This is a genomic window from Bradyrhizobium sp. USDA 3397 (genome assembly GCF_054060965.1).
Genome location: NZ_JBSSDS010000001.1, coordinates 1 through 25095 on the forward strand (window position 1 = coordinate 1; position 25095 = coordinate 25095).

Below are 25095 nucleotides of genomic sequence, written 5' to 3' on the forward strand. Positions count from 1 at the left end.
GCGCGGTCGATGGCAGGCTGCGCATGCTGACAACGGACGGCAAGGTCAGCGGCGAAGTCGCGGCCAGTCCGACGCCGGTGGTGGCCTTGGCCATGTCGGCGGACGGTGCGCTGATCGCTGCGGCCGGGATCGGCGGCACGGTGGCGATCATCGATCGCAAGTCGCGCAACCTGCTGCGCACCCTGGTTGGGCCCGGGCTGCCGGTGTGGGCGGTCGCCTTCCTTGCCGATCGCGAGACACTGATGACGGGTGGTGCGGACGGCAGAATCAGGCGCTGGAATGCCCGCACCGGCAATCCCATCGGTTCAAGCCTGATCGGCACACCGGCCGACCCGCTTGCGGCCTATGCCGGTGATCACGGCGCCGATGTGTTTCGGGCCTGTGTTGCCTGCCACACGCTCTCGGACAAGGAGGTGCAGCGTGCGGGTCCCACGCTTGCGGGACTCTACGGCCGCAAGATCGCTTCGGTGCCGGGATATCGCTTCTCTGATGCACTGAAGACGATGGACATCGTCTGGACGCCGGAAACCGTCGCACGATTGTTCGAAATCGGGCCGAATGCCTACACCCCCGGCACGAAGATGCCGGAGCAGCGCATCGGCTCGGCCGAGGACCGGCGCGCGCTGACCGACTTTCTGGGCCGCGCGACGTCGAGATGATTGCATTGCGCCGATTCGACGGCGTCCGCTTTAGTCCTTGCCGTTGCGTTCGCGGAGATAGTCATCCGTCGTTCGCGGCGGCGTTCGTTCCGGAACGCCCTTGAACGGATCGAATTGCTGTTCGCTCATGACCACGACGCGGCAGTCCGCGCACATCCTGAGCGCCTCGATTCGCTTGTCGCCGGCCGGATACATCCAGTGCCGGCCTTCGAGCTTGGCGGCGATGCGTTCGATCGTGCTCTTGACGCCGAAGGGCGTGCCGCAGCGGACGCAGAGCGCGGGCTCCTCTTCCTTGATGACAACGGCAGGCGCGCGTGCCGCCCGGAAATCGATCTGCGGCTTGAGGCTGATGACCTTTTCCGGACAGGTGCTCTGGCACAGGCCGCACTGCACGCAGGCATCCTCGATGAATTTCAGCACCGGCCGCTCGGGATCGTCGCGCAATGCGCCGGTCGGGCAGGCCGAGACGCAGGACAGGCACAACGTGCAGCCATCGGTCTCGACGCTGATTGCGCCGACCGGCGCACCTTGCGGCAGCGCGATGACGTCGACCGGCTGCGGCGCCAGCCGGTGCAGCTCGCTGAGGGCGAACCGCAAGAGGTCGCGCCGCTTGCCGACGGTCTTGAAAGTTGCCGGCGTCGGGACCGCGGCGAGCGTGCCGATATCAGTCAAATGCGCGCCGAGCGCGTCGGGATCGTCGGTTTCGACGGTGGCGAGGCGACGGCCCGCAAATCCAAGGCCGCCGAGGATCGCCTCAGCCATCGCGATCGTCTGCGTCAATCCGGTCACGTCGTGGCGCGACTTGCCACGGAGCAGGAAGCGCACGGCAGAGACGCCATAGGCGAAGGCGCCGACGATCGCCTCCAGCCCGACCTGCGTGAGCTCGTTGACGGCAAAGGGAAGCACGTTCGCCGGCAGGCCGTCGCCATGCCGCGCGAGGGCGTCGATCAACGGCGTGCCGTGCGGGCTGTCGTGAAAGAGCAGCACCGCATTGGCGCCGCCGGCCTCGCGATAGGCGAGCAGCATGGCGCGAACTTTATGGAGCTGCGTATCGGCGGGCGGCAGCGCGTAGGAGACCGCGCTGGTCGGGCAGGCCGCCGCGCATTGGCCGCAGCCCGCGCAGATATTCGGATCAATTGCGACATGATCGCCGACGGGCATGATCGCCCCGGTCGGGCAAAGATCGAGACAGCGATGGCAGCCCGTGCGCTTCGAGCGCGAATGGGCGCAAAGCGCGGGCGCAACCTCGACATACTTCGGCTTGTCGAAGCTGCCGACGAGATCGCGCGCGGTCAGCACGGCGCGCAGCACCGCGGCGGGATCTTTCGCGTCGGCGCGGAGATAGCCGTCGCGCAGGTCGTGGGCGGGAAACAGTGGCGGACCGCCGGAAAGATCGAGCACGATATCGCAGCGCGAGGTGACCCCGCTTCGCGGCGGGTCGAGCACAAAGCGATCGCGCGAGGAGGGGCGGGGACGCGCATAATCGTCGATGACAAGTTCGAATGCGCCGAAATGTCCCTTCGCGGAGCGGATCGTGCCCTTCACGATCGGGAACACCGTGGCAACCGGCGGCACCGTGTCATCGAGCTGCTTCAGCATCACGGTGACGTCGAGGTGATCGGCAAGCAGGCGGCCGGCCTCGATCGCGGCCTCATTGCGCCCGTAGATCAGGATGACGCCCTCGCTCGACAAGGTGACGAGAGGATAGTCCGGGGCGGGGATGGAGGCGGATGCAAGCAGAGCGGCCATTTTTGCGCCGGCGTGCGCGCCGTCGCGGGACCAGCCGGCCGTCTCGCGGATATTGACGAAGCCGATCGCATCAGGCCGCTCGCCGGCCTCGTCCGAAAATTGCGCCGCCTGCTGCGTGCAGGCGACCGTCAACTCGCCTTCTGTCGCGGCCATGTTGCGGAAATGATCGAGCTCCGCCCCGCAGAGGTGGCGGAAGCTCTTGACCTCGCTGTTCGGACATGCGCGCCGGATCGCAGCCACGTCGAGGCGCATCGTGTCTTCGCACGAGCAGATCAGGATGGTCTTCGACGGCTGCTCCAGGTTAACTCCTCCGCCTTTCGGACGACGACGTCGGACTCGCGCCGGCCCTCCGCCTCGTATAGACATTATCCATCGGGAAGAAAAGGAAAGTGGAGGACGGCCTGCCGTCGATCCCAGTGAGCCATGTTTCCGCGGCGGAACCGATCCACCTGCCGCCGCCGTTCACATTGGTGCGATTGCGCGAGAGCGGCGACGCTTTTGCCCATGCATGCCGCATCGCACCGGAGAGCGGCGCCGGAACGCTCGTCTATGTCGGCCGCTTCGACCTCGCCGAGTTCGCCGTGGTGCTCGAGCCGGCCGAGCCGTTGCGCAGTGCGCGGCGTGCGTTCTACGCAGGCATGGTCGCGCTCACCGACGCGCTTCGCGCCTATGCACCGCCGAGCAAGCCGATCACGATCGGCTGGCCGGATGCGGTCAGGATCGACGGGGGGCTGGTCGGCGGCGGACGGATGGGTTGGTGTTCCGGAGCTGACGAGGACGCGCCGCCGCCCTGGCTGGTCTTCGGCGCCATGATACGGACGGTTGCCATGAACGATGACGATCCAGGCGTCCACCCGCTGGCCTCGGCGCTTGACCAGGAAGGCTTTGGCGAGGCGGGCGCGGCGCAGATCACGGAAAGCTTCGCCCGGCACCTGATGCTGGCGCTGGACGGCTGGCGGGTCGACGGCTTCGACAGCGTCGCGCGCGACTATCTCACGCGAATGCCGCGTGAGAGGCAGACAGTGCAACGCATCGATGATTGCGGCGACCTCCTGACGCGCCGCATCGGGACGGAGACGATCGAACGGAGCGATCTGGTCCGGGCGCTCGCGGCGCCGTCCTGGCTCGATCCGGCCCTCGGAGGACCGCGCCTGTGAAACTCCTGCGCACGATCGCGCTCGATCCCTCCGACACCTTCGTGTTCGACGTGGCGGCAGAGCCGGGCGAATGGGCCGTCTCCGGCGCCTTCCGCTTCTGGGATTGCGATGGCGCGAAGCTCGAGGGCAAGGCCCGCGCGGCGTTTCGCGGTGGTTTCCTCGGGGTGCAATCCTGGGGCTGGTCGACGCTGGCGCAGATCGTTCCGGCGACCGCCGACGATTACCACGGCCTGGTCGATCTGCTGGCGAGGCAATTGGTCGATCGTTTCGGCGCGCCGGATATGGCGGCGGCGAAAACGGCCGCGGAAGAGGAGGTCGCTTTCGCCCAGTCGCTCTGCAGCCATCCCATCAGCTCGCTTATTGCAGTGCACCGCACCTCGAGCGACGGGGAGGTCCGCGAGTCGTTCCGCCGGCTGCAGCTCCGGGAAGGGCAGGGGCATGGCAAGGCGTTCTCGTTCATGGAGATGGAGGACGACGTCCAGCCGGACGGCGATCTCAGGCTTGCGGATCTCGGCCGGGAGCCGACCGTCCGATGAACGATTTCTGGATCGCCTGTGGTCATCATCTGCTCGATCGCGACGAGGGCGGCGGCCTGCGTGTCACGGACGAATTTCTCAAAGCCTATTTTGCCCGTCCCGAGCTGATGCCGCCGGACGACGCGTGCCCGGTCGAACGCCGGCTGCACCGCGATTTGCTCGCTGACCCGCGCCAGGCCGTCGGCGCCGGCGAGATCGCCGCGATTGCCGATGCGGATGCCAGGGAGAATTGGCAGTTCGTGCTGGCGTTCCGCGATCTTCTGCTGCGGCATCCGACGCTCGAAGCCGCCTATCTTGCCTGGGTGCGCTCAGGGGCGAACGATCTGCCGCCGCTGTTCGTCAACCAGCTCGTGCACGTCATCCTGCGCAACGCGCTCGACGGCTGCGACGACCCGTTCGTGCTGCGCGCGGCCGAATTGTTCTTCCGGATCCAGCGCGTTCTCCCACATGAGCACGCTTTGTTGCTGGGAGACGAGGAGGTCGTCGGCGGCCGGAGCCCGACCCCGGTGCTCTCGCTGATGTCGATGCTCGGCGCTACCACCGATGCGGTGGTCGAGGTGTTGGGCGAGGAGAATGCCGAGGCCTATTGGCACCGGAGCGACCAGTTCGACATGGCCCTCGACCTGACCGCCGATGGCCGCGGACCTGTAGCGCTGGCGCAGGCGATGACGCGTTGGGTCTCCCATCTGCTCGGCATCGATGTCGTGATCGAGCCGCTACGGGCGCTGCACGAGGCGAAGCTGACCTGGTATGTCGGGCTCGATGCCGATGCCACGAGGCTCGGCGACCGTCTGTGGCACGGCGAAGAGCTCGGCGAGCGCGACGCCGACCGTGTGCTCGCGCTGTTCCGGCTGACGTTTGCGGATTCCAGCCGTGCCCTCGACGATGTCGGGGGTGAGCCGGTCTACCTGATCCTATCGATGACGGCGGATCAGAAGCTGCGGATGAAGCCACAGAATCTGGTGACCGGGTTGCCGGTGAAGCGGCTGGAGATGGCGACATGAGCCCCGCGGCATTGCCGTCCCTCTCGATTGCCGTCGGCGTCGTGGTCGAGCGGCGCAAGGCCGACTCGCCTTGGGTCGATTTCATCTGGCGCGGAATTGCCGTCCTGCCGGACGAGCCGTCGACCCAACCCTGGACCGTGCTTCGCGAGCAGGACGGCACGACCCTGTTCTATGCCGGAAGCGCGACCATCGATCTCTATCCGTCGGAGACGGCGCGCTATCGCGACAATCTCGCCTCCGGCGGTCCGAGCATCTGGGTCGTGCTGTCGCCCGCGGAAGGCGCCTGGCCCTATACCGTCACCGCGGTGACCGCCGACCCCGCCGAGGGCGAAGGCTGTACCGAAGCCGCCGACAATCTCGTCGAGGCCGTGCCGATGCCGGAGGTGCTGCGCGAAGCGATTGAAAGCTTCGTGGCCGAGCACCATGTCGAGCGGGAGTTCGTCAAGCGCAAGCGGCGCCGTGCCGACCCGGAGGCGCTGGCGCGGCGCGAACATGAAGGCGGACAGGAATGAGTGAGGAGGACTTCCTTGCGCGTTGGTCCCGCCGCAAACAGCAATCGCGAGCGGAGCCGGCAAAGCCTGCCCCGGCGCAGCCCGCGCCGCCGCCCGAATCAAAAGGTGACGAGACTGAATTCGACCTATCGAGTCTGCCCTCGATCGACGAGATCAATGCTGCCACCGACATCACGGCTTTCCTCGGCAAGGGGATTCCTCGGGAGTTGAGCCGTGCGGCCCTTCGCCGCGCTTGGGCGACCGATCCCGCGATTCGCGACTTCGTCGGGCTTGCGGAGAATGCATGGGACTTCAACGACCCGACGGCGATGCCGGGATTTGGCCCGCTGGATTGCTCCTCGGAGGAACTGGCAGCACTGGTCGATCGCATCGTCGGCGGCGTGCGCGAGGCGGCTCAGTCTGCGGCCCAGTCTCTTGCCGAGGCATCGATCGAACCGGCGGATTCTCCGGCGGAATCGCATCAAGCCGATGTGGCACTTGTTTCCAATGTCGTTGAGCCGCCCGATGAGACGCGGCACCTGGCAATCCCTGCTGCAGTGCAACCGACAGTGGGTGACAGACCCGTGGATTCTGCGGAGCCGGTGAGGTCCCGCACGCATGGTGGTGCACTGCCGCGCTGACCCACGACCAAAGGCTATAGGGACAGGCTATGGCAGGCGATTGACCGTTGCAGGAACCCGGATTACGCTACCTACTGCTTTGTAACAAAAGCGATAATCGAGCAGACGGGACTTGGATGGGAGGTCCACGTGCGGGATGACGGGCTTGATCGAGCGATCGATGCCGCAGGCGGCATCGCTCAGCTTGCACGCAAAATAGGCATTAGCCAGCCCTCCGTGTCGAATTGGACCCGTGTGCCCGCACAACGGGTGGTTGCAGTCGAAACGGCGACCGGCGTCTCCCGAAACGATCTGCGGCCCGATCTTTACGGTGAGCCAGCCGGCTCCGCCGAACTCTTCGATTCCATCGATGCGGCGCGCGCGCAGGAATACGCCTTGCTCGCGGTGCTGCTGTCTGCGCCTCCGTCGAAGCGCCTGCTCGATCAGCTCGCCGCGCTCAGCGGAGACGCGACGCCGCTCGGGCGCGCGCATGCGGCGCTTGCCGAGGCCGCCTCGAACGCCGTCCCAGCGAAGGTCGAGCGGGAGTATTTCGATTTGTTTGTCGGGCTCGGCCGCGGTGAATTGCTGCCCTATGCTTCCTATTATCTCACGGGCTTTCTCAACGAACGGCCCTTGTCGCGCCTGCGCGGCGACCTGATGACGCTCGGCATCGAGCGTATCGCCAACGATTCCGAACCCGAAGATCACGCCGCCATCTTGTGCGAGATCATGTCGGGCCTTGCCGATGGCCGCTTCGATGCCTCGCACGAGGCGCAGCGCGCCTTCTTCGAAAAGCACGTGTCGCCATGGATGGGGCGGTTGTTCGCCGACATCGAGAACGCGGGGACTGCCCGTTTCTATCGCGCAGTCGGCGCGCTCGGCCGCAGTTTCATCGAAATCGAGACGGAAGCATTTACATTCGCCAGCTGACCGAGGCGCTTCGGTCCGGGAGAGATGCGATGAGTGACGAGACGAAAGCAAAGGTCGGACGCCGCGATTTCCTGCGCAAGGTCGGCTTGGGTACCGCCGGTGCCGGCGCGGCGCTTGCGACACCGTTGGTCGGGTCCGCCCAGGCCGACAATGAAACCAACGATGAGAAGCGCAAGGCGCGCTACAAGGAATCCGATCACGTGAAGACGTTCTACCGCGTCAATCGTTATCCGGCCTGAGAGGGAGGCTGCCGTGCTTATCAAGCGAACACACCAGCGTTCCGATCGCCGCGGTTCCGTCGCCGAATCCCTTGCGGGGCAGGGCGGGGGACTTGATCGCCGCACATTCCTGCGCAAATCCGGTCTGGCCGGCGGCGCGCTCGCCGCGCTCGGGGCCATACCGGTCGGCAACGTGCGAAAGGCGGAGGCGGCCGCCGCCGGCCCGCTCGCGGCCGGCGCCACCGTCAAGAAGAGCATCTGCACGCATTGTGCCGTGGGCTGCACGGTGACGGCGGAAGTCCTCAACGGAGTCTGGATCGGGCAGGAACCGAGCTGGGATTCGCCGATCAACCGTGGCTCGCATTGCGCCAAGGGCGCCTCGGTGCGCGAGCTCGTGCATAGCGATCGCCGCCTGCGCTATCCGATGAAGCTGGTGAACGGGCAGTGGACGCGCGTGTCGTGGGACACGGCGGTGAACGAGATCGGCGACAAGCTGCTGCAGGTTCGCGAAAAGTCGGGCAGCGATTCCGTCTATTGGCTCGGCTCGGCCAAGATGACCAACGAAGGAGCCTACCTGTTCCGCAAGCTCGGCGCGTTCTGGGGCACCAACAACACCGATCACCAGGCGCGGATCTGCCACTCCACCACCGTCACCGGCGTCGCCAATACCTGGGGCTATGGCGCGATGACGAACAGCATCAACGACATGCGCAACTCCAAGACGATGCTGTTCATCGGCAGCAACGCGGCGGAAGCGCATCCGGTCAGCATGCAGCACCTGCTCGAATCCAAGGAGCTCAACAAGGCGAATTTCATCGTCTTCGATCCGCGCCTGACCCGCACCGCGGCACATGCCACCGAATATGTCCGCATCCGTCCCGGCACCGACATTCCGGTGCTCTACGGCATGATGTGGCACATCCTGAAGAACGGCTGGGAGGACAAGGAATTCATTGCCCAGCGCGTCTACGGCTTCGACGACCTGCGCAAGGAGGTCGAGAAATGGAATCCGCAGGAGGTCGAGCGCGTCACCGGTGTGCCCGCCGCGCAGCTCGAGCGCGTCGCCAAGACATTCGCGACGGTCAAGCCCGCGACCATCATCTGGTGCATGGGCCAGACCCAGCACACCGTCGGCACCGCCAACGTGCGGGCGAGCTGCATCGCGCTGCTGATGACGGGCAACGTCGGCAAGGCCGGGGCCGGCGCCAACATCCTGCGCGGCCATGACAACGTGCAGGGCGCGACCGATGTCGGGCTCGATATCGTGACGTTGCCGTTCTACTACGGCCTCGCGGAGGGCGCCTGGAAGCACTGGTCCCGGGTCTGGGAGGTCGACTACGACTATCTCGTCTCGCGCTTCGACGAGAAGAAGCAGATGGAGACGCCAGGCATCCCGCTGACGCGCTGGTTCGATGCCGCGCTGTTGCCGAAGGCCGACGTCGCACAGAAGGACAACGTCAAGGCCGTGTTCGTGCAAGGCCATGCCAGCAACAGCATCACGCGCATTCCCGAATCGCTGAAAGGCCTGAAGGCGCTCGAGCTGCTGGTGATCGCCGATCCGCACCCGACCACCTGGGCGTCTCTGGCGGTCGAGGCCGGGCGCAAGGACGGCGTCTATATCCTGCCCGTGGCGACGCAGTTCGAATGCGCGGGATCGCGCGTCGCCTCCAACCGCTCGATGCAATGGGGCGAGCAGATCGTCAAGCCGATCTTCGAATCCAAGGACGACCTCGAGATCATCTATCTGCTGGCGAAGAAGTTCGGCTTCGCCGACAAGATGTTCAAGAACATCAAGGTCGAGAACAATCTTCCGGTCCCCGAGGACGTGCTGCGCGAGATCAACCGTGGAAGCTGGTCGACCGGTTATTGCGGCCAGTCGCCGGAGCGCATCAAGGCGCATATGAAGAACCAGCACAAGTTCGACCTGGTGACGATGCGCGCGCCCAAGGACGATCCGGAAGTCGGCGGCGATTATTACGGCCTGCCTTGGCCGTGCTGGGGTTCGCCCGAGGTGAAGCATCCCGGCTCGCCGCTGCTCTACAACAACAATCTGCACGTCATGGACGGCGGCGGCGCATTCCGTCCGCGCTTCGGCATCGAGCGCGAGGAGAAGCTGCCCGACGGCACGACGCGGAAGGTGAGCCTGCTCGCCGACAAGTCTTTCTCCAAGGGATCGGAGATCGAGGACGGCTATCCCGAGTTCACGCTGGCGAGCCTGAAGAAGCTCGGTTGGGACACGGATCTCACCGAGGCCGAGATGGCGACCATCCAGCGGGTCAACCCGGCCAATCCGGATGCGGTGTCTTGGGCGCTCGACCTCTCCGGCGGCATCCAGCGCGTCGCGCTGAAGCATGGCTGCGTGCCCTTCGGCAACGGCAAGGCGCGCATGAATGCGTTCGGTCTACCGGATCCGATCCCGGTGCACCGCGAGCCGATCTACACGCCGCGCGTCGACCTCGTCGAGAAGTATCCGACCTTGCCCGATGCCAAGCAGTTCCGTCTGCCCAACATCGGCTTCTCGGTGCAGAAGGCGGCGGTGGAGAAGGGGATCGCCAAGCAGTTCCCGCTGATCCTCTCCTCCGGACGTCTCGTCGAATACGAAGGCGGCGGCGAGGAAACCCGCACCAATCCGTGGCTCGCCGAATTGCAACAGGACATGTTCATCGAGATCAGCCCGGCTGATGCCGCTGACCGCGGCATCAAGGACGGCGGCTGGGTCTGGGTGAGCGGCGCTGAGAACAACTCGCGGGCCAAGATGAAGGCGATGGTGACCGAACGCGTCGGCAAGGGCGTCGCCTGGATGCCGTTCCATTTCGGCGGCTGGCTCGGCGGTAACGACCTGCGCAAGAACTATCCTGCCGGCACCGACCCGATCGTGCTGGGCGAGAGCGCCAACACGATCACGAGCTACGGCTACGATCCTGCAACCGGCATGCAGGAGCCGAAGGTCACCCTTTGTCAGATCGTCGCAGCCTGAGAGGAGCACGCACATGGCTCGGATGAAATTTCTCTGCGACGCTGATCGCTGCATCGAGTGCAACGCCTGCGTCACCGCCTGCAAGAACGAGCACGAGGTGCCCTGGGGCATCAACCGGCGGCGTGTCGTCACCATCAACGACGGCAAGCCGGGCGAGCGCTCGATCTCGATGGCCTGCATGCACTGCACGGACGCGCCCTGCGCGGCGGTGTGTCCGGTGAACTGCTTCTACACCACGGCCGATGCCGTGGTGCTGCACTCCAAGGACCTCTGTATCGGCTGCGGCTATTGCTTCTACGCCTGTCCGTTCGGCGCGCCGCAATATCCAAAGGTCGGAAACTTCGGCTCGCGGGGCAAGATGGACAAGTGCACCTATTGCGCCGGCGGCCCGGAGGCCGACGGCAGCAAGGAGGAATACGCGAAATACGGTGCGAACCGGCTGGCCGAAGGCAAGCTGCCGCTCTGCGCGGAAATGTGCTCGACCAAATCGTTGCTTGCGGGCGACGGCGAGATCATCGCGCAGATCTACAAGGAGCGCGTCATGAAGCGCGGCTACGGCTCCGGTGCGTGGGGCTGGAAGACCGCATATCGCGAGGCGATCGAGTCCTGAGGTGGCAACAGAAGGGCGCGCAAATACCGGGGAGGACGTGATGGCGTCATTTGGAAGGTTCATTCGCCTGGCGTTCGGCGTTTGCACGCTGCTTCTCTTGGCGATGGCGGCGCCTGCGAGTGCTCAGCAGGTCAATCCGACTGCAAGCGCGGTCAAGGAGCAGCAGCTTCTGCAGGAGCTGAACCGGATTCAAGGGCGTGTCAGCATTCCGGATCAGCGGTCCGGCGTTCTCGAGCAGCCGCAGGGGCGGGAATGGCGGGAATTCCGCATGGTGACGCTGCCCTGGATCGGCGGCGTTGCCATCATCGGCATGATCGCCCTGATCATGATCTTCTATCTCACCCGCGGCATGGTTCGACTGGAAAGCGGCCGCTCGGGCCGCACCATCGTGCGCTTCAACGGTTTCGAACGTTTCGTGCACTGGATGACGGCAACCTGCTTCATCATCCTGGCGATCTCTGGCCTCAACGTCACCTTTGGCCGGCAACTGCTATTGCCGCTGATCGGTTTCGAGGCCTTTTCCGAATGGTCGCAATGGGCCAAATACGCCCACAATTATCTGAGTTTCCCGTTCACGCTGGGGGTCGTCCTGATCTTCCTGATGTGGATCGGCGGCAACATTCCCAGCAAGGTGGATATCGAATGGGCCAAGCGGGGTGGCGGCCTGATCGGGCATGACCATCCGCCGGCCAATCGCTTCAATGGCGGCCAGAAAATGATCTACTGGATCGTCGTGATCGGTGGTGGGCTCGTCGCGGCGAGCGGCTATGCGCTGATGTTCCCGTTCTACGGCACGGGTATCGAAAGCATGCAGATGGCCCAGATCGTCCACTCCATTGTGGCGGTCCTGTTCGTCGCGGCGATGATCGGGCACATCTATATCGGCACCATCGGCATGGAAGGTGCGTTCGCGGCCATGGGCTCGGGCGAAGTCGACGTCAACTGGGCGCGCGAGCACCACAGCCTCTGGCTCGACGAGCAGATGGCGCGAACGGGACCGAACGACGGGCAGCGGCAACCCGCGACCGCAGCGGCCGAATAAAGCGAGCCTGCCCGCCTACCGCAGCTCTTTCGCAAACAAAACGGAGCGGTCCTGCAGCTCCTGCTCGGGAAGCTTGTCGGCCCGTCCCGTTTGCATGTCTTGAATGGACGCCATGCCGGGCTGACCGAAGTGAGGCACTGGATGCGGCCTGAATACGCTATTGGCCGCACCGGCGAGAAGCATGGCTGCGATTAGCGAGAGCATGAGGAGTTTCATGCGCGTCTCCGTCTGCCATCTCCACCCGGCACGATGAATACATCCGGATCGTCGAATCGGATGTGAGCCGCTTCACAGCGATGGGTTCCGTGGGCCGAGCTCCCCTGACGACAGTCAACTTCGGCGTCAAACTGGACATCTGCTTGCCAATACGAGCGCCCATCCCGCATCGGCGCGGTGATCCGCTGAGGCGGAATTCCCCCATCAGGCCAGCCATTTGGCTCGCATTCCGTCGGCTCGTCAGGGATCAGCGCGAAACTGGTCCGGCTCTTGCTCTTGTCAGTATGAGAAATCTTGATAAACGTCATACTGTAAAGGCGGGCGAATGGAACGAGTAGCGATGCGGACTTTGCGGGCGGTCGAGCCCGGAACGGTGGCGCTGCTTGGCGGGCTCGTCGCCGCCAACATCGCCGCATGGGCCTGGGCCTTCACGCTGTTCGGCGAGCGGCCGACGGTGATGGCGACCGCCTTGCTGGCCTGGGTGTTCGGCCTGCGTCACGCCGTCGATGCCGACCACATTGCCGCGATCGACAACGTCGTGCGCAAGCTGATGCACGGCGGCGAGACGCCGCGCAGTGTCGGCCTCTATTTCGCGCTCGGCCATTCCACCGTTGTCGTGGTGGCGACCATGCTGCTGGCACTGGGCGTCGTGAGCCTTGGCGGCGACAGCCTGCTCAAGGAGGTCGGCGGTCTCATCGGCACCTCAGTCTCGGCGCTGTTCCTGCTTGCGGTTGCCGCGATCAACCTCGTCATTTTCGTCGGCCTGTGGCGGACGTTTCGCGCGGCGCGGGAGCATGGCGTTCACGATGCTGCGCAGCTCGATGCGCTGCTTGCCAGCCGCGGTATTCTGGCCCGGCTGCTCGGCCCGATGTTCCGCCTGGTCACGAAGCCCTGGCACATGTACCCGCTCGGCTTCCTGTTCGGCCTCGGCTTCGACACCGCAACGGAGATCAGCCTGCTCAGCATCTCCGCCAGCGAAGCCGCGCGCGGCGCCTCGCTCGCCGATGTGCTGGTTTTCCCCGCGCTGTTCGCTGCAGGCATGGCGCTGGTCGACGCGGCCGATTCCGCGCTGATGGTGAGCGCCTATCGCTGGGCCTTCGTCGATCCCTTGCGCAAGCTCTGGTACAACCTCACGATCACCGGCGCCTCCGTCGCGGTTGCACTGTTCATCGGCGGGATCGAAGCGCTCGGCCTGATCGGCGAGCGGCTCGGTCTCTCCGGCGGCGCATGGGCGCTGGTCGAGGACCTCAACGAGTCGCTTGCCAATGTCGGCTTTGTCGTGATCGCGCTGTTTGCGGTCGCATGGCTCGTCTCGGTCGTGCTCTATCGCCGCATGTTCGGGAACGAGCCTCGCCGCGCCGGCACGAAAGTTTTGGAATGCACCGATGCGACCGAGGCGGCCTGAGCACGGTCGTCACGGCGTCGCTTTGACGGCACTCTCGGTCTTGGCGCTGCTCGCGGATGACGGCCGCGCCCTCGCACAGAGCAATGACGCCTCACGCGAACTGCCGCCGGTCGAGGTCAGTGGCGGCGCCGCGCCCGGGCGCAAGATGACGGCCGCATCGCGCCGTGCCGCCAGACCGCCCGCGGCCGGCCGCCGCATCTTCGTGTCTTCCGCGACGGCGCAGGCGTCGGATCCGCGCAGCGCCGGCTCGGGTGCAAGGGCCGCAGCCGGCATGGCCAGCGAGATCACCGTCTCCGGCGACGAGATCAACGCACGCCCGTTCACACGGCCGGGCGAGGCGCTCGAAGCCGTGCCCGGTCTGATCGTGACGCAGCATTCCGGCGAGGGCAAAGCCAACCAGTATTTCCTGCGTGGGTACAATCTCGACCACGGCACCGATCTGGCGATCATCGTCGACGGCGTCCCCGTCAACATGCGCACCCACGCGCATGGCCAGGGCTATGCCGATCTCAACTGGCTGATCCCGGAAACCATCGCCGCAATGGACGTGCGCAAGGGACCTTACTTCGCCGACGAAGGCGACTTCGCCTCGGTCGGAAGCGTTCACATCGGCCTGATCGACAGCACAAGGCGGCTGGCGCAGGTGAGCGCCGGCGGCTTCGGTTACCGCCGTCTGCTCGGCATGGATTCCGCGAAAGTTGGCGACGGTTCGCTGCTGGTGGCCGGCGAGATCGGTACCTACGACGGCCCGTGGGACGATGCGGACAAATTGCGAAAGCTCAACGGCCTCGTGCGCTACAGCCAGGGCACCGCGACCGACGGCATGTCGGTCACCGGCATGGCCTACGTCAACAAATGGAATTCGACCGACCAGGTGCCGCAGCGCGCCATCACCAGCGGGCTGCTCGGCCGGTACGGTTCGGAAGATCCGAGCGACGGCGGTCATGCCAACCGCTTTGCGCTGTCCGGGCGCATCGCGCAGACCGACGACATCGGTTCATGGAAGGCCAACGCCTATCTGGTGAAGAGCCAGCTCGACCTCTTCAACAATTTCACTTACTTCCTCGACGATCCCGTGCTCGGCGACCAGTTCCACCAGCACGACGACCGCTTGATGACGGGCGCCAACCTCTCGCGCACGCTGAACGGCTCCTTTGCCGGCCTGCCGATGCAGACCATTTTCGGTCTGCAATCGCGCTATGATGCGATCGACCTCGCGCTCACCAATACGTTCCGGCGCGGCTTCATCGGCAATATCCGCAGCGACAAGGTCGGCGAGGGCAGCGTCGGGGTCTATGCCGAAAACACGGTGCGCTGGACCGACTGGCTCAGGACGACGTTGGGCTGGCGCGGCGATTATTACGCCGCCGACGTCACTTCTCTGTTCAACGCCGCAAATTCCGGCCGCGCCGATGCCGCGCTCGGCAGCCCGAAATTCAGGATGGTGCTTGGTCCGTTCGAACGGACCGAATTCTTCCTCGGCGCCGGCTACGGCATGCACTCGAACGACGCCCGCGGTGCGACCACGACGGAAGATCCCACCGATCCCGCGACAAGGCTCACGCCGTCGCCGCTCCTGGTGCGCACCAGAGGCGCGGAGGTCGGGGTTCGCAGCAGGATCATTCCCGGCCTCGACAGCTCTCTCAGCCTCTTCATCCTGGACCAGGATTCCGAGATCCTGTTCTCCGGCGATGCCGGCGATACCGCGGCAACCCGCGCCAGCCGCCGCTACGGCTTCGAGTGGACCAATCATTACCGGCCACGGTCCTGGATCGACATCGATGCCGATCTCGCAATGACGCATGCGCGCTTCCGCGGCCATGACGGCGAGCAGGCCGCGGTCTATGCCTCGCTCGCCGGCTATCCCGAGGCGCAGATCGGCAATGCGCCTGGCAACTACATTCCCAATGCCCCCGCGATGGTGGCATCGGCCGGAATAACGCTCGGCGAGAAGACCGGCTGGTTCGGCAGCGCGCGCTGGCGCTACATCGGCGCGAGCCCGTTGACCGAGGACAATGCGTTCCGCTCGCGACCGACCGGCCTCGTCAACGCGCGGCTCGGCTACCGCAGCGAGAACGGCTGGCGCATCCAGTTCGACGTGCTCAACCTCTTCAACAGCAAAGCGAACCAGATCACCTATGCCTATGGCTCGCTGTTGAAGACCGACACGCTCTACAATCTCTGCACATCAGGCACCGCACCGGCGGCCGTTTGTCAGAACGGCGTGATGGACTACGTGCTGCATCCGGTGGAGCCACTGACGTTCCGCGTCACTGTGGCCGGGACGTTTTAGGTTCATTGCGCGAGCGGTTTACCGGGCGAGCCTGCCAAAGCAATGACCTTCACCGTTGGTCGGACATCGTCAGCCGGTTGCGGGCTGGAGGGCGGGTCCTGCGCCCGGCGATGGCCGGCACGAGCGTTGGCGCTTCCCCGGCCAGACGGAGCGCGAAATAGGCAATGGTCGCTTGAAGGCCGTCCTTCAATGCCACCCGCGGACGCCATCCCAGAATCTTCTCGGCGGCATCGATCACGGGCTTGCGGCGCTTGGGATCGTCCTTCGGCAGGGGCTCGAAGCGCAGCGGCGACGCCGATTCGGTGCATGCCAGCACTTCACGGGCGATGGCCTCGATCGTGACCTCGTGCGGATTGCCGAGATTGCATGGGCCGGTGACCGAGGCGGGGCTCTCCATCAGGAGCTGAAGCCCCCGCACGAGATCGTCCACGAAGCAGAAGCTGCGCGTCTGCGTGCCCTTGCCGTAGATCGTGATCGGCTCTCCGCGCAAGGCCTGCACGATGAAGTTGGAGACGACGCGGCCGTCATTCTCGAGCATGCGCGGCCCGTAGGTGTTGAAGATGCGCGCGACCTTGATCTCCGTCCCGTGCATCCGCCGATAGTCGAACATCAGCGTCTCCGCGGCCCGCTTGCCTTCGTCGTAACAGGCCCGCGGCCCGACCGGATTGACGTTGCCGAGATAGGATTCCGGCTGCGGATGCACCTCCGGGTCGCCGTAGACCTCGCTGGTGGAGGCCTGAAGAATCCGGGCGCCCTTCTGCCGTGCAAGCTCGAGCAGGTTGATCGAGCCGAGCACGCAGGTTTTCATCGTCCCGACCGGATCGACTTGATAGTGGCGGGGCGATGCCGGGCAGGCGAGGCTGTAGATCCGGTCGATCCCGCCCTCGATCTCGATGGGATCGCGCACGTCATGCTCGATGAAGCGGAAGTTCGGATGGTTGAGCAGGGGCCGGATGTTGTCGGTGGTTCCCGTGAACAAATTGTCCAGGCAGATCACCATGCTGCCGCGTTGCAGGAGCGCGTCGCAGAGATGCGATCCGATGAAGCCGGCGCCGCCGGCGACCAGGACCGTCGGCGAGCGGCGGGATGCGTGGATGCGGGTCTGGAGCGTCATGACGTGGCCTTTCAGAGTTGGGCGACCTGCATGGGACGAACAACAGGGAGTGGTGCCGTCTTGCGGCGGCGCCGCGCGGCTGCCTCGGCATAATAGGTCTCCAGCTGCCGTGCGCGATGGTCGGGCGTGTGGTCGGCGAGAACCCGCCGCCGCGCGTTGTGTGCGATCGTGCGCCGTTGCTCGTCCGGCATATCGCGCAGGATCTCGACGACCTCGCGCGGGCTGGCTGCCAGCAGGATTTCCTTCGAGGGCGCGAAGATCGTCTCGATCCCCGGCCAGCGGTCCGAGATCACGGGCGTGCCGCAGGCTGCCGCCTCGAACAGCCGGACGGACGGGGAGAAGCCCAACGCCTTCATGTCGGCGCGGGTGGCGTTCAGCGTGAAACGCTGCGCCGCGTAGAACTCCGGATGCTGCTTTGGCGAGAGGTGCTCGATCCGAGTGACGTTGGCGGGCCAGGCGATATTGTCCGGATATTGCGCACCGGCGACGACGAATTGATCCGACGGCAGCGTGCGCGCTGGTGCAAGCAACAGCTCCTCGAGAACGGGCTGCCGGTCCTCGCTGTAGGTGCCGAGATAGCCGAGCGCCCATTTCGGCGGCGCCTGCTTCGGCGCGTAGATCTCAGCATCTGCGCTGCAATAAAGCACACGCGCGAGCGGACTGCCGTAGCCCTGCTCGATCATGCCGGGCACCGGTCCGCCGCTGAAGGAGAGATAGAGATCGAAGCGCGGGATCATTGCCGCCGAGAGATAATCGAGGCCTTGCTCCAGCCGCGCCAGAGTGACCGGCGTGTCGATGTCGTAGAACGCCGTGACGCCCCTCGCGTGGGTCGTGGTCCACTCGGCGAGCGCGATGCCGTCAGGGACATAAGAGCCGATGATCACCAGATCGGCATCGCGGATCAGCTTGCCGAACTGGCGCGGAACATCCCTCAACGATTGGTACAATTCGACAGTCCAGGCCGAGGGCTTGGTCAGGTCACGGTGCTCCCGATACCAGGGCACGTCCCGCTCCAGGAACGTGATGCGGTGACCTCGTCGCGCCAGCGCTTCGATCAGGGCGCGGTAGGTCGTGGCATGACCGTTGCCCCAGGACGAAGTGACCGAAAGACCGATGACGACGATGGAGAGGTTCATTCTGCTGCCTCGATTCGGGAGCTGCTGGCGACGAAGAGATCGTTGAACTGGCGGGCGCGCTGCCGATAGGTGTGTTGGCTGAGGATGCGCACGCGGGCGCGCTGCGCGATCGCGCGTGCCCGTCCCGGATCCAGCGCGGCAAGGTGTTCGGCGACGGCGGCCCCGTCAGCCGCGACCAGAACCTCGCGGTCCGGTTCGAGGAAATGATCGATGCCGGCCCACTGATCGGTGATCAGGCAGGCGCCGGCGCCGATCGCTTCGAACACCCGCGTCGGCGGCGAGAAGCCGTAGCGCGCCATGCTGTCGCGATTGACGTTGAGCGTGGCGAGCGCGGAGCCGAAGAACGCGTTGTGGTCTGCGGTGCCGACATGGCCGACCTTGCGCAGATTGGCCGAGACGTTCTTGTCGTCCCAGCCGGAGCCGCCGAGTACGAAGGACTTCTCGGGCAGGCGGCGTGCAACGTCGAGGAAGAAATGCTCGACGCGCCTCTCGCGGTCGGGCAGGCGGTTCGCCAGCAGGCTGAGATCGCAGGCGAAGCGCGGATTGGGCGGCGACGGAAAATGCGTGGCCGGATCGAGCGCGTTGTAGATCGGTACACAATCCCGCGCGCCCACAGATCGATACGCGGATACGACCGGTTCGCCGCCGCCATAGGTCAGGACCATATCGTAGCACGGGATCGCGCGACGCAGATGATGCTGCGGATCGCTTTCGATCGCCTCGAGCGTGGCGGGAGCATCGACGTCCCAATAGATCCGCGTCAGCCGCGACGGCACCGCGGCGACGGCGTTCTCCAGCTCGAGATCGAAGACGCCGACGCCGCTGGCCTTGACCAGCATGTCGGCCGATTGTGCGGCGGTGTCGAGCGCACGGCGCCAGCCGTCGGCGGTCGCGGGATAGACGATCACCCTGGCCCAATCCGGTTCGTCGATGTCGCGATGCGACTGGCGGTCGAAGGCGTCGGGCTCGTAGAAGGTGACCTCGTGGCCGAGCGCCGCGATCTCCTTCAGCATGCCGCGATAGTAGGTGGCGGCGCCGTTCCAGTAGGACGAGACGAGGCTGGATCCGAAGAAGCAGATCTTCATGCGACGGCTCCGATGTCGTGCTGAGGCCGTGCCGAGCGGCCCGTATCCCTGAGGTCGGTGACGATGTCGATGAGCTGCTCGGCGCGGTGGCGGCACGTATGGCGATCTCGGATGACCTTCAGGCCGGTCTCCACCATCGCGGCAGAGAGGTCCGGATCGTCGAGGACGGTGCGAAGCGCATGCTTCATCTGCGCGCCGTCGGCAATGCTGAGATAGGCACCCTCTGGGAACAGGCCTTCCTCATCCGACCAGGGTGCTGAAACCAGGGGAATGCCGCAAGCCAGCGCCTCGAAGACGCGAATGGTCGGGATGCCCGGAAGCAGGGCGACGTAAGGCCCGCGCGGCACATGGATGGTCGCGCGCGCGCCGGCGAAGGCGACGGGGGCCCGGTGCGCCGGCAGCCAGCCGCCGTAGCGGATGCCTGCGCACCTGATGGTGTGGAGCGCGTCATCGGAGTAGCGGACGCCATGGACGCTGGCGCGGAGCTTCAGCTCCGCCACGGGCTTGACCAGGAACTCGTTCAGCTCGGCGCTGCGCTCGCCATCTCCCCAATTGCCGATCCAGACCAGATCGTCGCTCCGCTCCACTTGCGGCAGTGGATGATACAGCGCGACATCGGCGGCCTCGTGCCAGGTGAAGACCCGGTCGGCCCAGCCGAGCTTCAAATAGATCTGCCGAAGCACCTCGCCGAAGGCGAGCACACCGTCGAAGCCGTCGAGGTCGAATTGCGCAAGCTCCTCGGGCGCGCTGACGGCACGGTGATGAGTGTCGTGAAAGAGCAGGGTGAAGGACCCACCTTGCGCCCGCCTGCGCCCGATCTGCGCGAGGAGATCGGGCGAATTCCATTCATGCACGATGACGAGATCGGCGCCCTCTAGCGCCCGGTCGAGATCGAGGCCGGTATCGTAGCGGCGGATGTCGATGCCGGAAAAGACCGCCGGGATGTCGTCCATGGCACGACTGCCGCCTTCGCGGATCGCGTTCAGCCGGCTCCAGCCGTCGATGGGTTCGAACACGACGACCTCGTGCCCGAGCGCATGGAGCTCGCGCGCATAGCCGCGCAGGAAATGTGCGTTGCCGTTGTTCCAGCACGAGGTGAAGGCATGATAGAACAGGACGCATTTCATGCGCGCACCTCGATTTGGCTGGCCGCCGCGCTCGTCCCGCGCGATGCGATCAGGTCCCGGTAGAGACCCAGATAGGCGCTCGTCATGCGCGTCAGCGAATAGGTCAGGGATTGCTCATAGGCAGCGCGCTGCAGCTTTGCTCGACCCATCTCGTCAGCGCAAAGCTCTGCCAGGACCCGATGCAGCGCCTCGTTGTCGGCCGGATCGACGAACAAGGCTGCGCCGCGCCACAACTCCCGGAACGTCGGGATGTCGGAGAGGACCAGCGCGCAGCCGGCGGCGGCGGCTTCCAGCACCGAGAGACCGAACGGTTCATAGAGTGCGGGGCTGACGAAGATCGCTGCATGCTGCAGGCGCGCCTCCAGCTCTTCATGCGGCAGCTCTCCGAGCCAGGTGACGCCAGCTGGCAGGCGTGCTTCGATAGGACCGGCCACCTCGACCGGCCAATCCAGCCCGGGCGCGGCGGCGGCGAGCGCTTCGATGTTCTTGGCTCGGTCCCACAGCCGTCCTGCTGCGAAAATCAAGTCCTGCTTCCGTCCAGCGAGGGCGCGCGGCGTCATTCCGTTCCAGATCACCGCGCCGCGCGATTGCGGCTGGTAGATCGCCGTGATGTCGTCGTGGAAGGCCCGGCTCGGACAGACCCAGGCGTGCGCCGCGTCGAGCGCAGCGGCGACCCGCTCGCTGTAGCGGCGCCATTTGGGCTCGCCAAGCCAGGCCGTATCGCGGCAGGCCAAGGCCCAGGAGTTCACGCAGGAATGCGCCACCAGTACCGTCGGGGCCTGCCATGCAAAGGTCGCCTCGCGAAAGCTGTTGAGATGCACGACGTCGGGCATCAACCTGGCTTCCAGGTTTGCAAGCACGCGCCTTGCGTCGGAAACGTTTTGGCCTTCCGGGTCTTGCCATTCGAGTGCGAGGTCCGTCTCGATCAGGTGAACGCTGGTCTCACGCAGCATCTGACGCTGATTGACCCGTGCCCGCGGGCCCAGCGTCACGAGCGTGACGTCGGCGCGGGACGCAGCGAGACTGGCGGCGAGGGCGCAGGAATAGGTCCAGACGCCGCCGACCGTGTCGGTCGTCATCATGATCCTGATGTCGGCCCCACGGGTCATGAGGCCACCTGGAGTTCGAGGCTGTCGAGCGGCACCGGGCGATCGTTCTGCACGTCGCTGAACTGGTCGAATATCGCGAGATAGTGCCGGTGTGCGCGCTCCCAGGCGACATCGTCGGGCTCGCCCCAGAGCTTGCGGTAGTCGGGAGAGCCGGGATAGGGATAGAGCGGCACCGGATCGTTGGCCCAGACGCCGGCATCCTGCATCGTGCGGCGCCAGCGCTGCACCACGGGATCGTCGTCCTCGGGCACCTCGATCAGATTGGCCTGCACGAAGGGGACGTGGCGGCGGGCTTCGACCAGCCGTTCCGCGAGCTGATCCGTCGTCATCTTGCAATTCTTGGCGAGGGCCGCGCGCCCTTCCACGGTGAGGCTCTCGATGCCGGCTTCGATCGAGACGCAGCCGGCGCGCCCGAGCAGGGCGAGCATGTCGGGCTTCCAGAGGTCGATCCGCGTCTGCACGCCGAACTTCAGCCCGCGCGTCGTCAAGCCCTCGAGGAGCTCGCGATTGGGAAGGAAGATCTCGTCGATGAAGTAGACGTACTCGATGCCGTGACGGCGCAGACGATCGATCTCGTCGAGAATGACGGCAGGCGGCCGCTTGCGATAGGCGTTGCGGAAATTCTCCTTGGCGCAGAACGTGCAATTGTACGGACAGCCGCGCGAGGCCTCCACCTCGGCGCCCGGCGCCGTCGGCTCGGCCTCGAAGCGGTGATGATGGTGGTGGTGACGCCGGATCATCTCGTCAGGCCAGTCGAGCGCGGGCTGATCGCTGAACGCGACCGCCTGCGGGCCGCCATTGACCCGGAGCGACGCACCGTCGGCGAAGCACAGGCCGGGAAAGTCCCGTTCGCCATTGGCGAGACGCAGCAGCGACGCCTCGCACTCGCCCATCACGACGATATCGACGCCGAGCTTCCTCAGGGCGGTCTTCGGCGTAGTCGAGCCATGCGGGCCGACCGCGATCAGGGTCGGCGCAAGGTCCCGCACCGCGATGGCGAGCTGCTGCGGCACGCGCAGCTCGGGCGGCGCGCAGCGCCAGAACAAATAGGTCGGTGCGGTGGTGAAGACGATCTGGTCCGGTCCAAAGGCGCGCAGCTCGGCTTCGATGTCGCGGAGGGAGAGATCGAACATGTGCGCATCGAGCAGCAACGTGTCGTGGCCGGCCGCCTTCAGATAGTGCTCGGAGATGCCGAGCTCGAGTGGCAGGTGAGGGGAGCGGCAGCCGAAATAAATGCTGCCCGAAAAATCCCAGTTCGGATTGATGAGGGCGACCCGCGTCATGCCAGGGCCTCGCTTCTGTCCTGTGATCCGAAGCGGCTGTCGAGCCAGGTGTGGAGCGAGCGCAGGCCGTCGGCGAGCGGCATTTGCGGCGTCCAGCCGAGCGCGGTGGCGAGCGCCCGCGTGTCGGTCACGTACCAGGGCTGATCGCCCGGTCGCCAGTCGGCAAAGCGATAGCTGACCTTGTGGCCCGTCAGCTCGGTAATGTGGTCGATCAACTCGAGCAGGCTGACCGCATTGGCCGGACCGCCGCCGAGATTGAAGACGCGCCCGCGCGCCAGCGCGATGTGGTCGAGCGCCGCGAGCCAGGCGTTCACCGCGTCCGACACGTGCAGCGCGTCGCGGACCTGCTTGCCGTCGCCATAGATCGTCAGCGGATTGCCGCTGATGGCGCTGAGCAGGAAGTGTGCGATCCAGCCCTGGTCCTCGGTGCCGAATTGGCGCGGCCCGTAGATGCAGCTCATGCGCATCACCACGGTCTGAAGCCCGAAAACCCGGGCATAATCGTGGACGTATTGATCGGCGGTGCCCTTGGAGCAACCATAGGGGCTGTAGAAATCGAGCGGGGTGTTCTCCGAAATGCCGCCAGCGAGCAGGTCATTGACCGGCGTGTAGCGGCGGCCGGCGAGCGCGATCTCGCTGTCCTCGATCAGGCGTCCGTAAACCTTGTTGGTCGAGGCGAAGATCACCGGGGCCGAGGAATTGTGCGAACGGACCGCTTCCAGCACATTCAGCGTGCCGCGCGCGTTGATCTCGAAATCGGCCGAGGGGTCGCTGACGCTGTCGGTCACGGCGACCTGAGCGGCGAGGTGCAGCACGGCCCGTGCCTCGCGCACGGCGTCGATCACCGGAATCGGCTCGCGGATATCGGCCACCGTGATCGCAACGCGGTCGCCATGCCGGGATTTCAGCCATTGCGCATTCTCGCGCACGCCGGCGCGGGCGAGATTGTCGAGCACCAGCACACGGTCGCCGCGCTCGGCCAGACGGTCGGCGAGATTGCAGCCGATGAAGCCGCAGCCACCGGTGACCAGGACGGGTCTGTTGTCTTGTTCACTCATCACGCGACCAACCCTCGTTGCAGCAGCTCACGGGTCGCCCGCTCCGCCTGATCGTCGGCGATCTGGTCGGCGAGGTACCCGGCGAGCTCTTCAAGCCCGTCCTTGAACGCGACATGCGGCTCGAAGCCGAGCAGGTCGCGTGACTTGCCGATATCGGCAAAGCAGTGGCGGATGTCGCCGGCACGGTATTTCCGTGTGATTTCGGCAGCGATCTCGCACCGTCCCATCACCTCCGCCAGATCCTCGGCTACCGACAGAATGGTGCGGCTCTGGCCCGAGCCGACGTTGAAGACGTCCTGGGCGTGGTCGGATTCGAGTGCCATGCGGCAGGCGCGGGCGACATCGTGCACGTGGACGAAGTCGCGCCGCTGCAGGCCGTCTTCGAAGACGAGCGGCGGCCGGCCATTGAGCAGCCGCGCGGCGAAGATGGCCAGCACCCCGGTATAGGGATTCGACAGCGCTTGCCGCGGACCGAACACGTTGAAGAAGCGCAAGCCGACCGTCGGAATGCCGTAGGCCTTGCCCGTGATCAGGCACATCCGTTCCTGCGCATATTTGTTCAGCGCGTAGATCGAGCTCAGCGACGGCTGCTTGGTCTCAGGCGTAGGCACGGGATCAAGCGCATGGCCTGCATGATCCCGCAGTTCCCACTCGCCTTGGCGAAGCTGCCCGATCGGTCGTTCATCGCAAGCGACGACGTTGCCGACGGCATCGCGATAGAGGCCTTCGCCATAGATGCTCATCGAGGACGCCATCACCAGCCGTGCGACCGGTCGCTTCGCCAGCGCTTGCAGCAGCACGGCGGTGCCGAGCTCGTTCGTCCGGACATAGGGCTCGATGTCGTACATGCTCTGGCCGACGCCGACGGCGGAGGCGAGATGCAGGACCATGTCGGCGCCGCGCAAGGCCTGTTCGACGGCGACGCTATCCGTGACGTCACCGACCACGAGCTCGGCGTCGTCGGAGAGATAGGCGGGCCGCTGACGGTTGCCGCCATGGACTTGCGGAGAGAGATTGTCGAGAAGGCGGACATCATAGCCGGCCGCAAGCAGCGCGTCGGCCGTATGCGAACCGATGAATCCCGCGCCCCCAGTGATCAATACTCGCGTCATTCACCGCTCCGTGCCGCATGGGACCGATCCATTCGGACCAGCCGATGATGAGAGTTGAAGCGCGCTTTGCTTGGTCGGGCGACCTGCGCGCCAGTCACGTCTGGGAGTTAGAAGCGGGGCAAGGAATGTTCGTTCCTGCGAAACCTACAAACGAAAATTTCTCT

23 protein-coding genes are annotated in these 25095 nt (G+C 65.5%); 13 read left to right on the forward strand and 10 right to left on the reverse strand.

What is annotated here, in order from left to right:
- Positions 1-659, forward strand: a 659-nt coding sequence (locus ACVWYQ_RS00005) for a c-type cytochrome (RefSeq protein WP_456725325.1), incomplete at its 5' end; no start/stop codon positions are given.
- A 30-nt stretch (positions 660-689) separates the two neighbouring features.
- Here the strand turns inward: ACVWYQ_RS00005 and ACVWYQ_RS00010 are convergent.
- Entirely contained in the window at positions 690-2660 is a 1971-nt protein-coding gene (locus tag ACVWYQ_RS00010; protein WP_456725326.1) for a 4Fe-4S binding protein, read from the reverse strand.
- 164 nt (positions 2661-2824) lie between these two features.
- Between ACVWYQ_RS00010 and ACVWYQ_RS00015 the strand changes: the two genes are divergently transcribed.
- The 10 genes from ACVWYQ_RS00015 to ACVWYQ_RS00060 all read left to right on the forward strand — a co-directional run bounded on the left by ACVWYQ_RS00015 (position 2825) and on the right by ACVWYQ_RS00060 (position 11993).
- Positions 2825-3565, forward strand: coding sequence for a biotin/lipoate--protein ligase family protein (locus ACVWYQ_RS00015; RefSeq protein WP_456725327.1), 741 nt, complete (start codon positions 2825-2827; stop codon positions 3563-3565).
- Positions 3562-4101, forward strand: coding sequence for a DUF6505 family protein (locus ACVWYQ_RS00020; RefSeq protein ID WP_338122613.1), 540 nt, complete (start codon positions 3562-3564; stop codon positions 4099-4101). Before ACVWYQ_RS00015 ends, ACVWYQ_RS00020 begins: the two co-directional genes overlap by 4 nt.
- Complete coding sequence (locus ACVWYQ_RS00025; protein WP_404542052.1) at positions 4098-5105, forward strand: DUF6352 family protein; 1008 nt, start codon at positions 4098-4100, stop codon at positions 5103-5105. The genes ACVWYQ_RS00020 and ACVWYQ_RS00025 overlap by 4 nt, the downstream gene beginning before the upstream one ends.
- On the forward strand, positions 5102-5617 hold the full coding sequence (locus ACVWYQ_RS00030) for a DUF3305 domain-containing protein (RefSeq protein ID WP_404542050.1): 516 nt from the start codon (positions 5102-5104) through the stop codon (positions 5615-5617). The genes ACVWYQ_RS00025 and ACVWYQ_RS00030 overlap by 4 nt, the downstream gene beginning before the upstream one ends.
- The gene (locus ACVWYQ_RS00035; protein ID WP_404542048.1) at positions 5614-6237 is read left to right on the forward strand and encodes a DUF3306 domain-containing protein; all 624 of its coding nucleotides are present in this window, start codon (positions 5614-5616) and stop codon (positions 6235-6237) included. The genes ACVWYQ_RS00030 and ACVWYQ_RS00035 overlap by 4 nt, the downstream gene beginning before the upstream one ends.
- Positions 6238-6366: 129 nt before the next feature.
- Positions 6367-7146, forward strand: coding sequence for a molecular chaperone TorD family protein (locus ACVWYQ_RS00040; protein WP_404542045.1), 780 nt, complete (start codon positions 6367-6369; stop codon positions 7144-7146).
- Positions 7147-7175: 29 nt separating this feature from the next.
- Positions 7176-7385, forward strand: coding sequence for a twin-arginine translocation signal domain-containing protein (locus tag ACVWYQ_RS00045; RefSeq protein ID WP_404542043.1), 210 nt, complete (start codon positions 7176-7178; stop codon positions 7383-7385).
- A gap of 13 nt (positions 7386-7398) precedes the next feature.
- Positions 7399-10341: a formate dehydrogenase subunit alpha gene (locus ACVWYQ_RS00050; RefSeq protein WP_271541090.1), complete on the forward strand. Its 2943-nt coding sequence runs from the start codon at positions 7399-7401 to the stop codon at positions 10339-10341.
- 13 nt (positions 10342-10354) lie between these two features.
- A complete protein-coding gene (gene fdh3B, locus ACVWYQ_RS00055; protein WP_036005105.1) occupies positions 10355-10951 on the forward strand; it encodes a formate dehydrogenase FDH3 subunit beta in 597 nt (198 codons plus the stop codon).
- A 40-nt stretch (positions 10952-10991) separates the two neighbouring features.
- Entirely contained in the window at positions 10992-11993 is a 1002-nt protein-coding gene (locus ACVWYQ_RS00060) for a formate dehydrogenase subunit gamma (RefSeq protein WP_128262429.1), read from the forward strand.
- Positions 11994-12008: 15 nt separating this feature from the next.
- Here ACVWYQ_RS00060 and ACVWYQ_RS00065 read toward each other — a convergent pair whose 3' ends face one another.
- Positions 12009-12209, reverse strand: a complete 201-nt coding sequence (locus tag ACVWYQ_RS00065; RefSeq protein WP_036023649.1) for a hypothetical protein — start codon at positions 12207-12209, stop codon at positions 12009-12011.
- A gap of 340 nt (positions 12210-12549) precedes the next feature.
- Here ACVWYQ_RS00065 and ACVWYQ_RS00070 point away from each other — a divergent pair, with 340 nt between their 5' ends.
- Both ACVWYQ_RS00070 and ACVWYQ_RS00075 read left to right on the forward strand, forming a co-directional pair.
- A complete protein-coding gene (locus ACVWYQ_RS00070) occupies positions 12550-13614 on the forward strand; it encodes a HoxN/HupN/NixA family nickel/cobalt transporter (RefSeq protein WP_271541087.1) in 1065 nt (354 codons plus the stop codon).
- Positions 13595-15907 (forward strand): TonB-dependent receptor, encoded by a 2313-nt coding sequence (locus ACVWYQ_RS00075; protein WP_404542040.1) that lies wholly within the window; start codon positions 13595-13597, stop codon positions 15905-15907. The genes ACVWYQ_RS00070 and ACVWYQ_RS00075 overlap by 20 nt, the downstream gene beginning before the upstream one ends.
- A gap of 49 nt (positions 15908-15956) precedes the next feature.
- Here the strand turns inward: ACVWYQ_RS00075 and ACVWYQ_RS00080 are convergent, their stop codons facing one another.
- From ACVWYQ_RS00080 to ACVWYQ_RS00115, 8 genes are read right to left on the reverse strand one after another with little or no spacing between them, the layout of a single operon-like run.
- Positions 15957-17021, reverse strand: a complete 1065-nt coding sequence (locus tag ACVWYQ_RS00080; RefSeq protein ID WP_271541083.1) for a UDP-glucuronic acid decarboxylase family protein — start codon at positions 17019-17021, stop codon at positions 15957-15959.
- 11 nt (positions 17022-17032) lie between these two features.
- Positions 17033-18157 (reverse strand): CgeB family protein, encoded by a 1125-nt coding sequence (locus ACVWYQ_RS00085; protein WP_404542038.1) that lies wholly within the window; start codon positions 18155-18157, stop codon positions 17033-17035.
- A complete protein-coding gene (locus ACVWYQ_RS00090; RefSeq protein ID WP_456725328.1) occupies positions 18154-19242 on the reverse strand; it encodes a CgeB family protein in 1089 nt (362 codons plus the stop codon). The genes ACVWYQ_RS00085 and ACVWYQ_RS00090 overlap by 4 nt, the downstream gene beginning before the upstream one ends.
- A complete protein-coding gene (locus ACVWYQ_RS00095; RefSeq protein WP_456725329.1) occupies positions 19239-20369 on the reverse strand; it encodes a CgeB family protein in 1131 nt (376 codons plus the stop codon). Before ACVWYQ_RS00095 ends, ACVWYQ_RS00090 begins: the two co-directional genes overlap by 4 nt.
- Positions 20366-21478, reverse strand: a complete 1113-nt coding sequence (locus tag ACVWYQ_RS00100; protein ID WP_404542031.1) for a glycosyltransferase family 4 protein — start codon at positions 21476-21478, stop codon at positions 20366-20368. Before ACVWYQ_RS00100 ends, ACVWYQ_RS00095 begins: the two co-directional genes overlap by 4 nt.
- Complete coding sequence (locus tag ACVWYQ_RS00105; RefSeq protein ID WP_404542028.1) at positions 21475-22761, reverse strand: TIGR04295 family B12-binding domain-containing radical SAM protein; 1287 nt, start codon at positions 22759-22761, stop codon at positions 21475-21477. Before ACVWYQ_RS00105 ends, ACVWYQ_RS00100 begins: the two co-directional genes overlap by 4 nt.
- Positions 22758-23819, reverse strand: a complete 1062-nt coding sequence (locus ACVWYQ_RS00110; RefSeq protein WP_404542026.1) for an NAD-dependent epimerase/dehydratase family protein — start codon at positions 23817-23819, stop codon at positions 22758-22760. The genes ACVWYQ_RS00105 and ACVWYQ_RS00110 overlap by 4 nt, the downstream gene beginning before the upstream one ends.
- Positions 23819-24931, reverse strand: a complete 1113-nt coding sequence (locus ACVWYQ_RS00115) for an SDR family NAD(P)-dependent oxidoreductase (RefSeq protein ID WP_404542024.1) — start codon at positions 24929-24931, stop codon at positions 23819-23821. The genes ACVWYQ_RS00110 and ACVWYQ_RS00115 overlap by 1 nt, the downstream gene beginning before the upstream one ends.
- Positions 24932-25095: the final 164 nt, after the last annotated feature.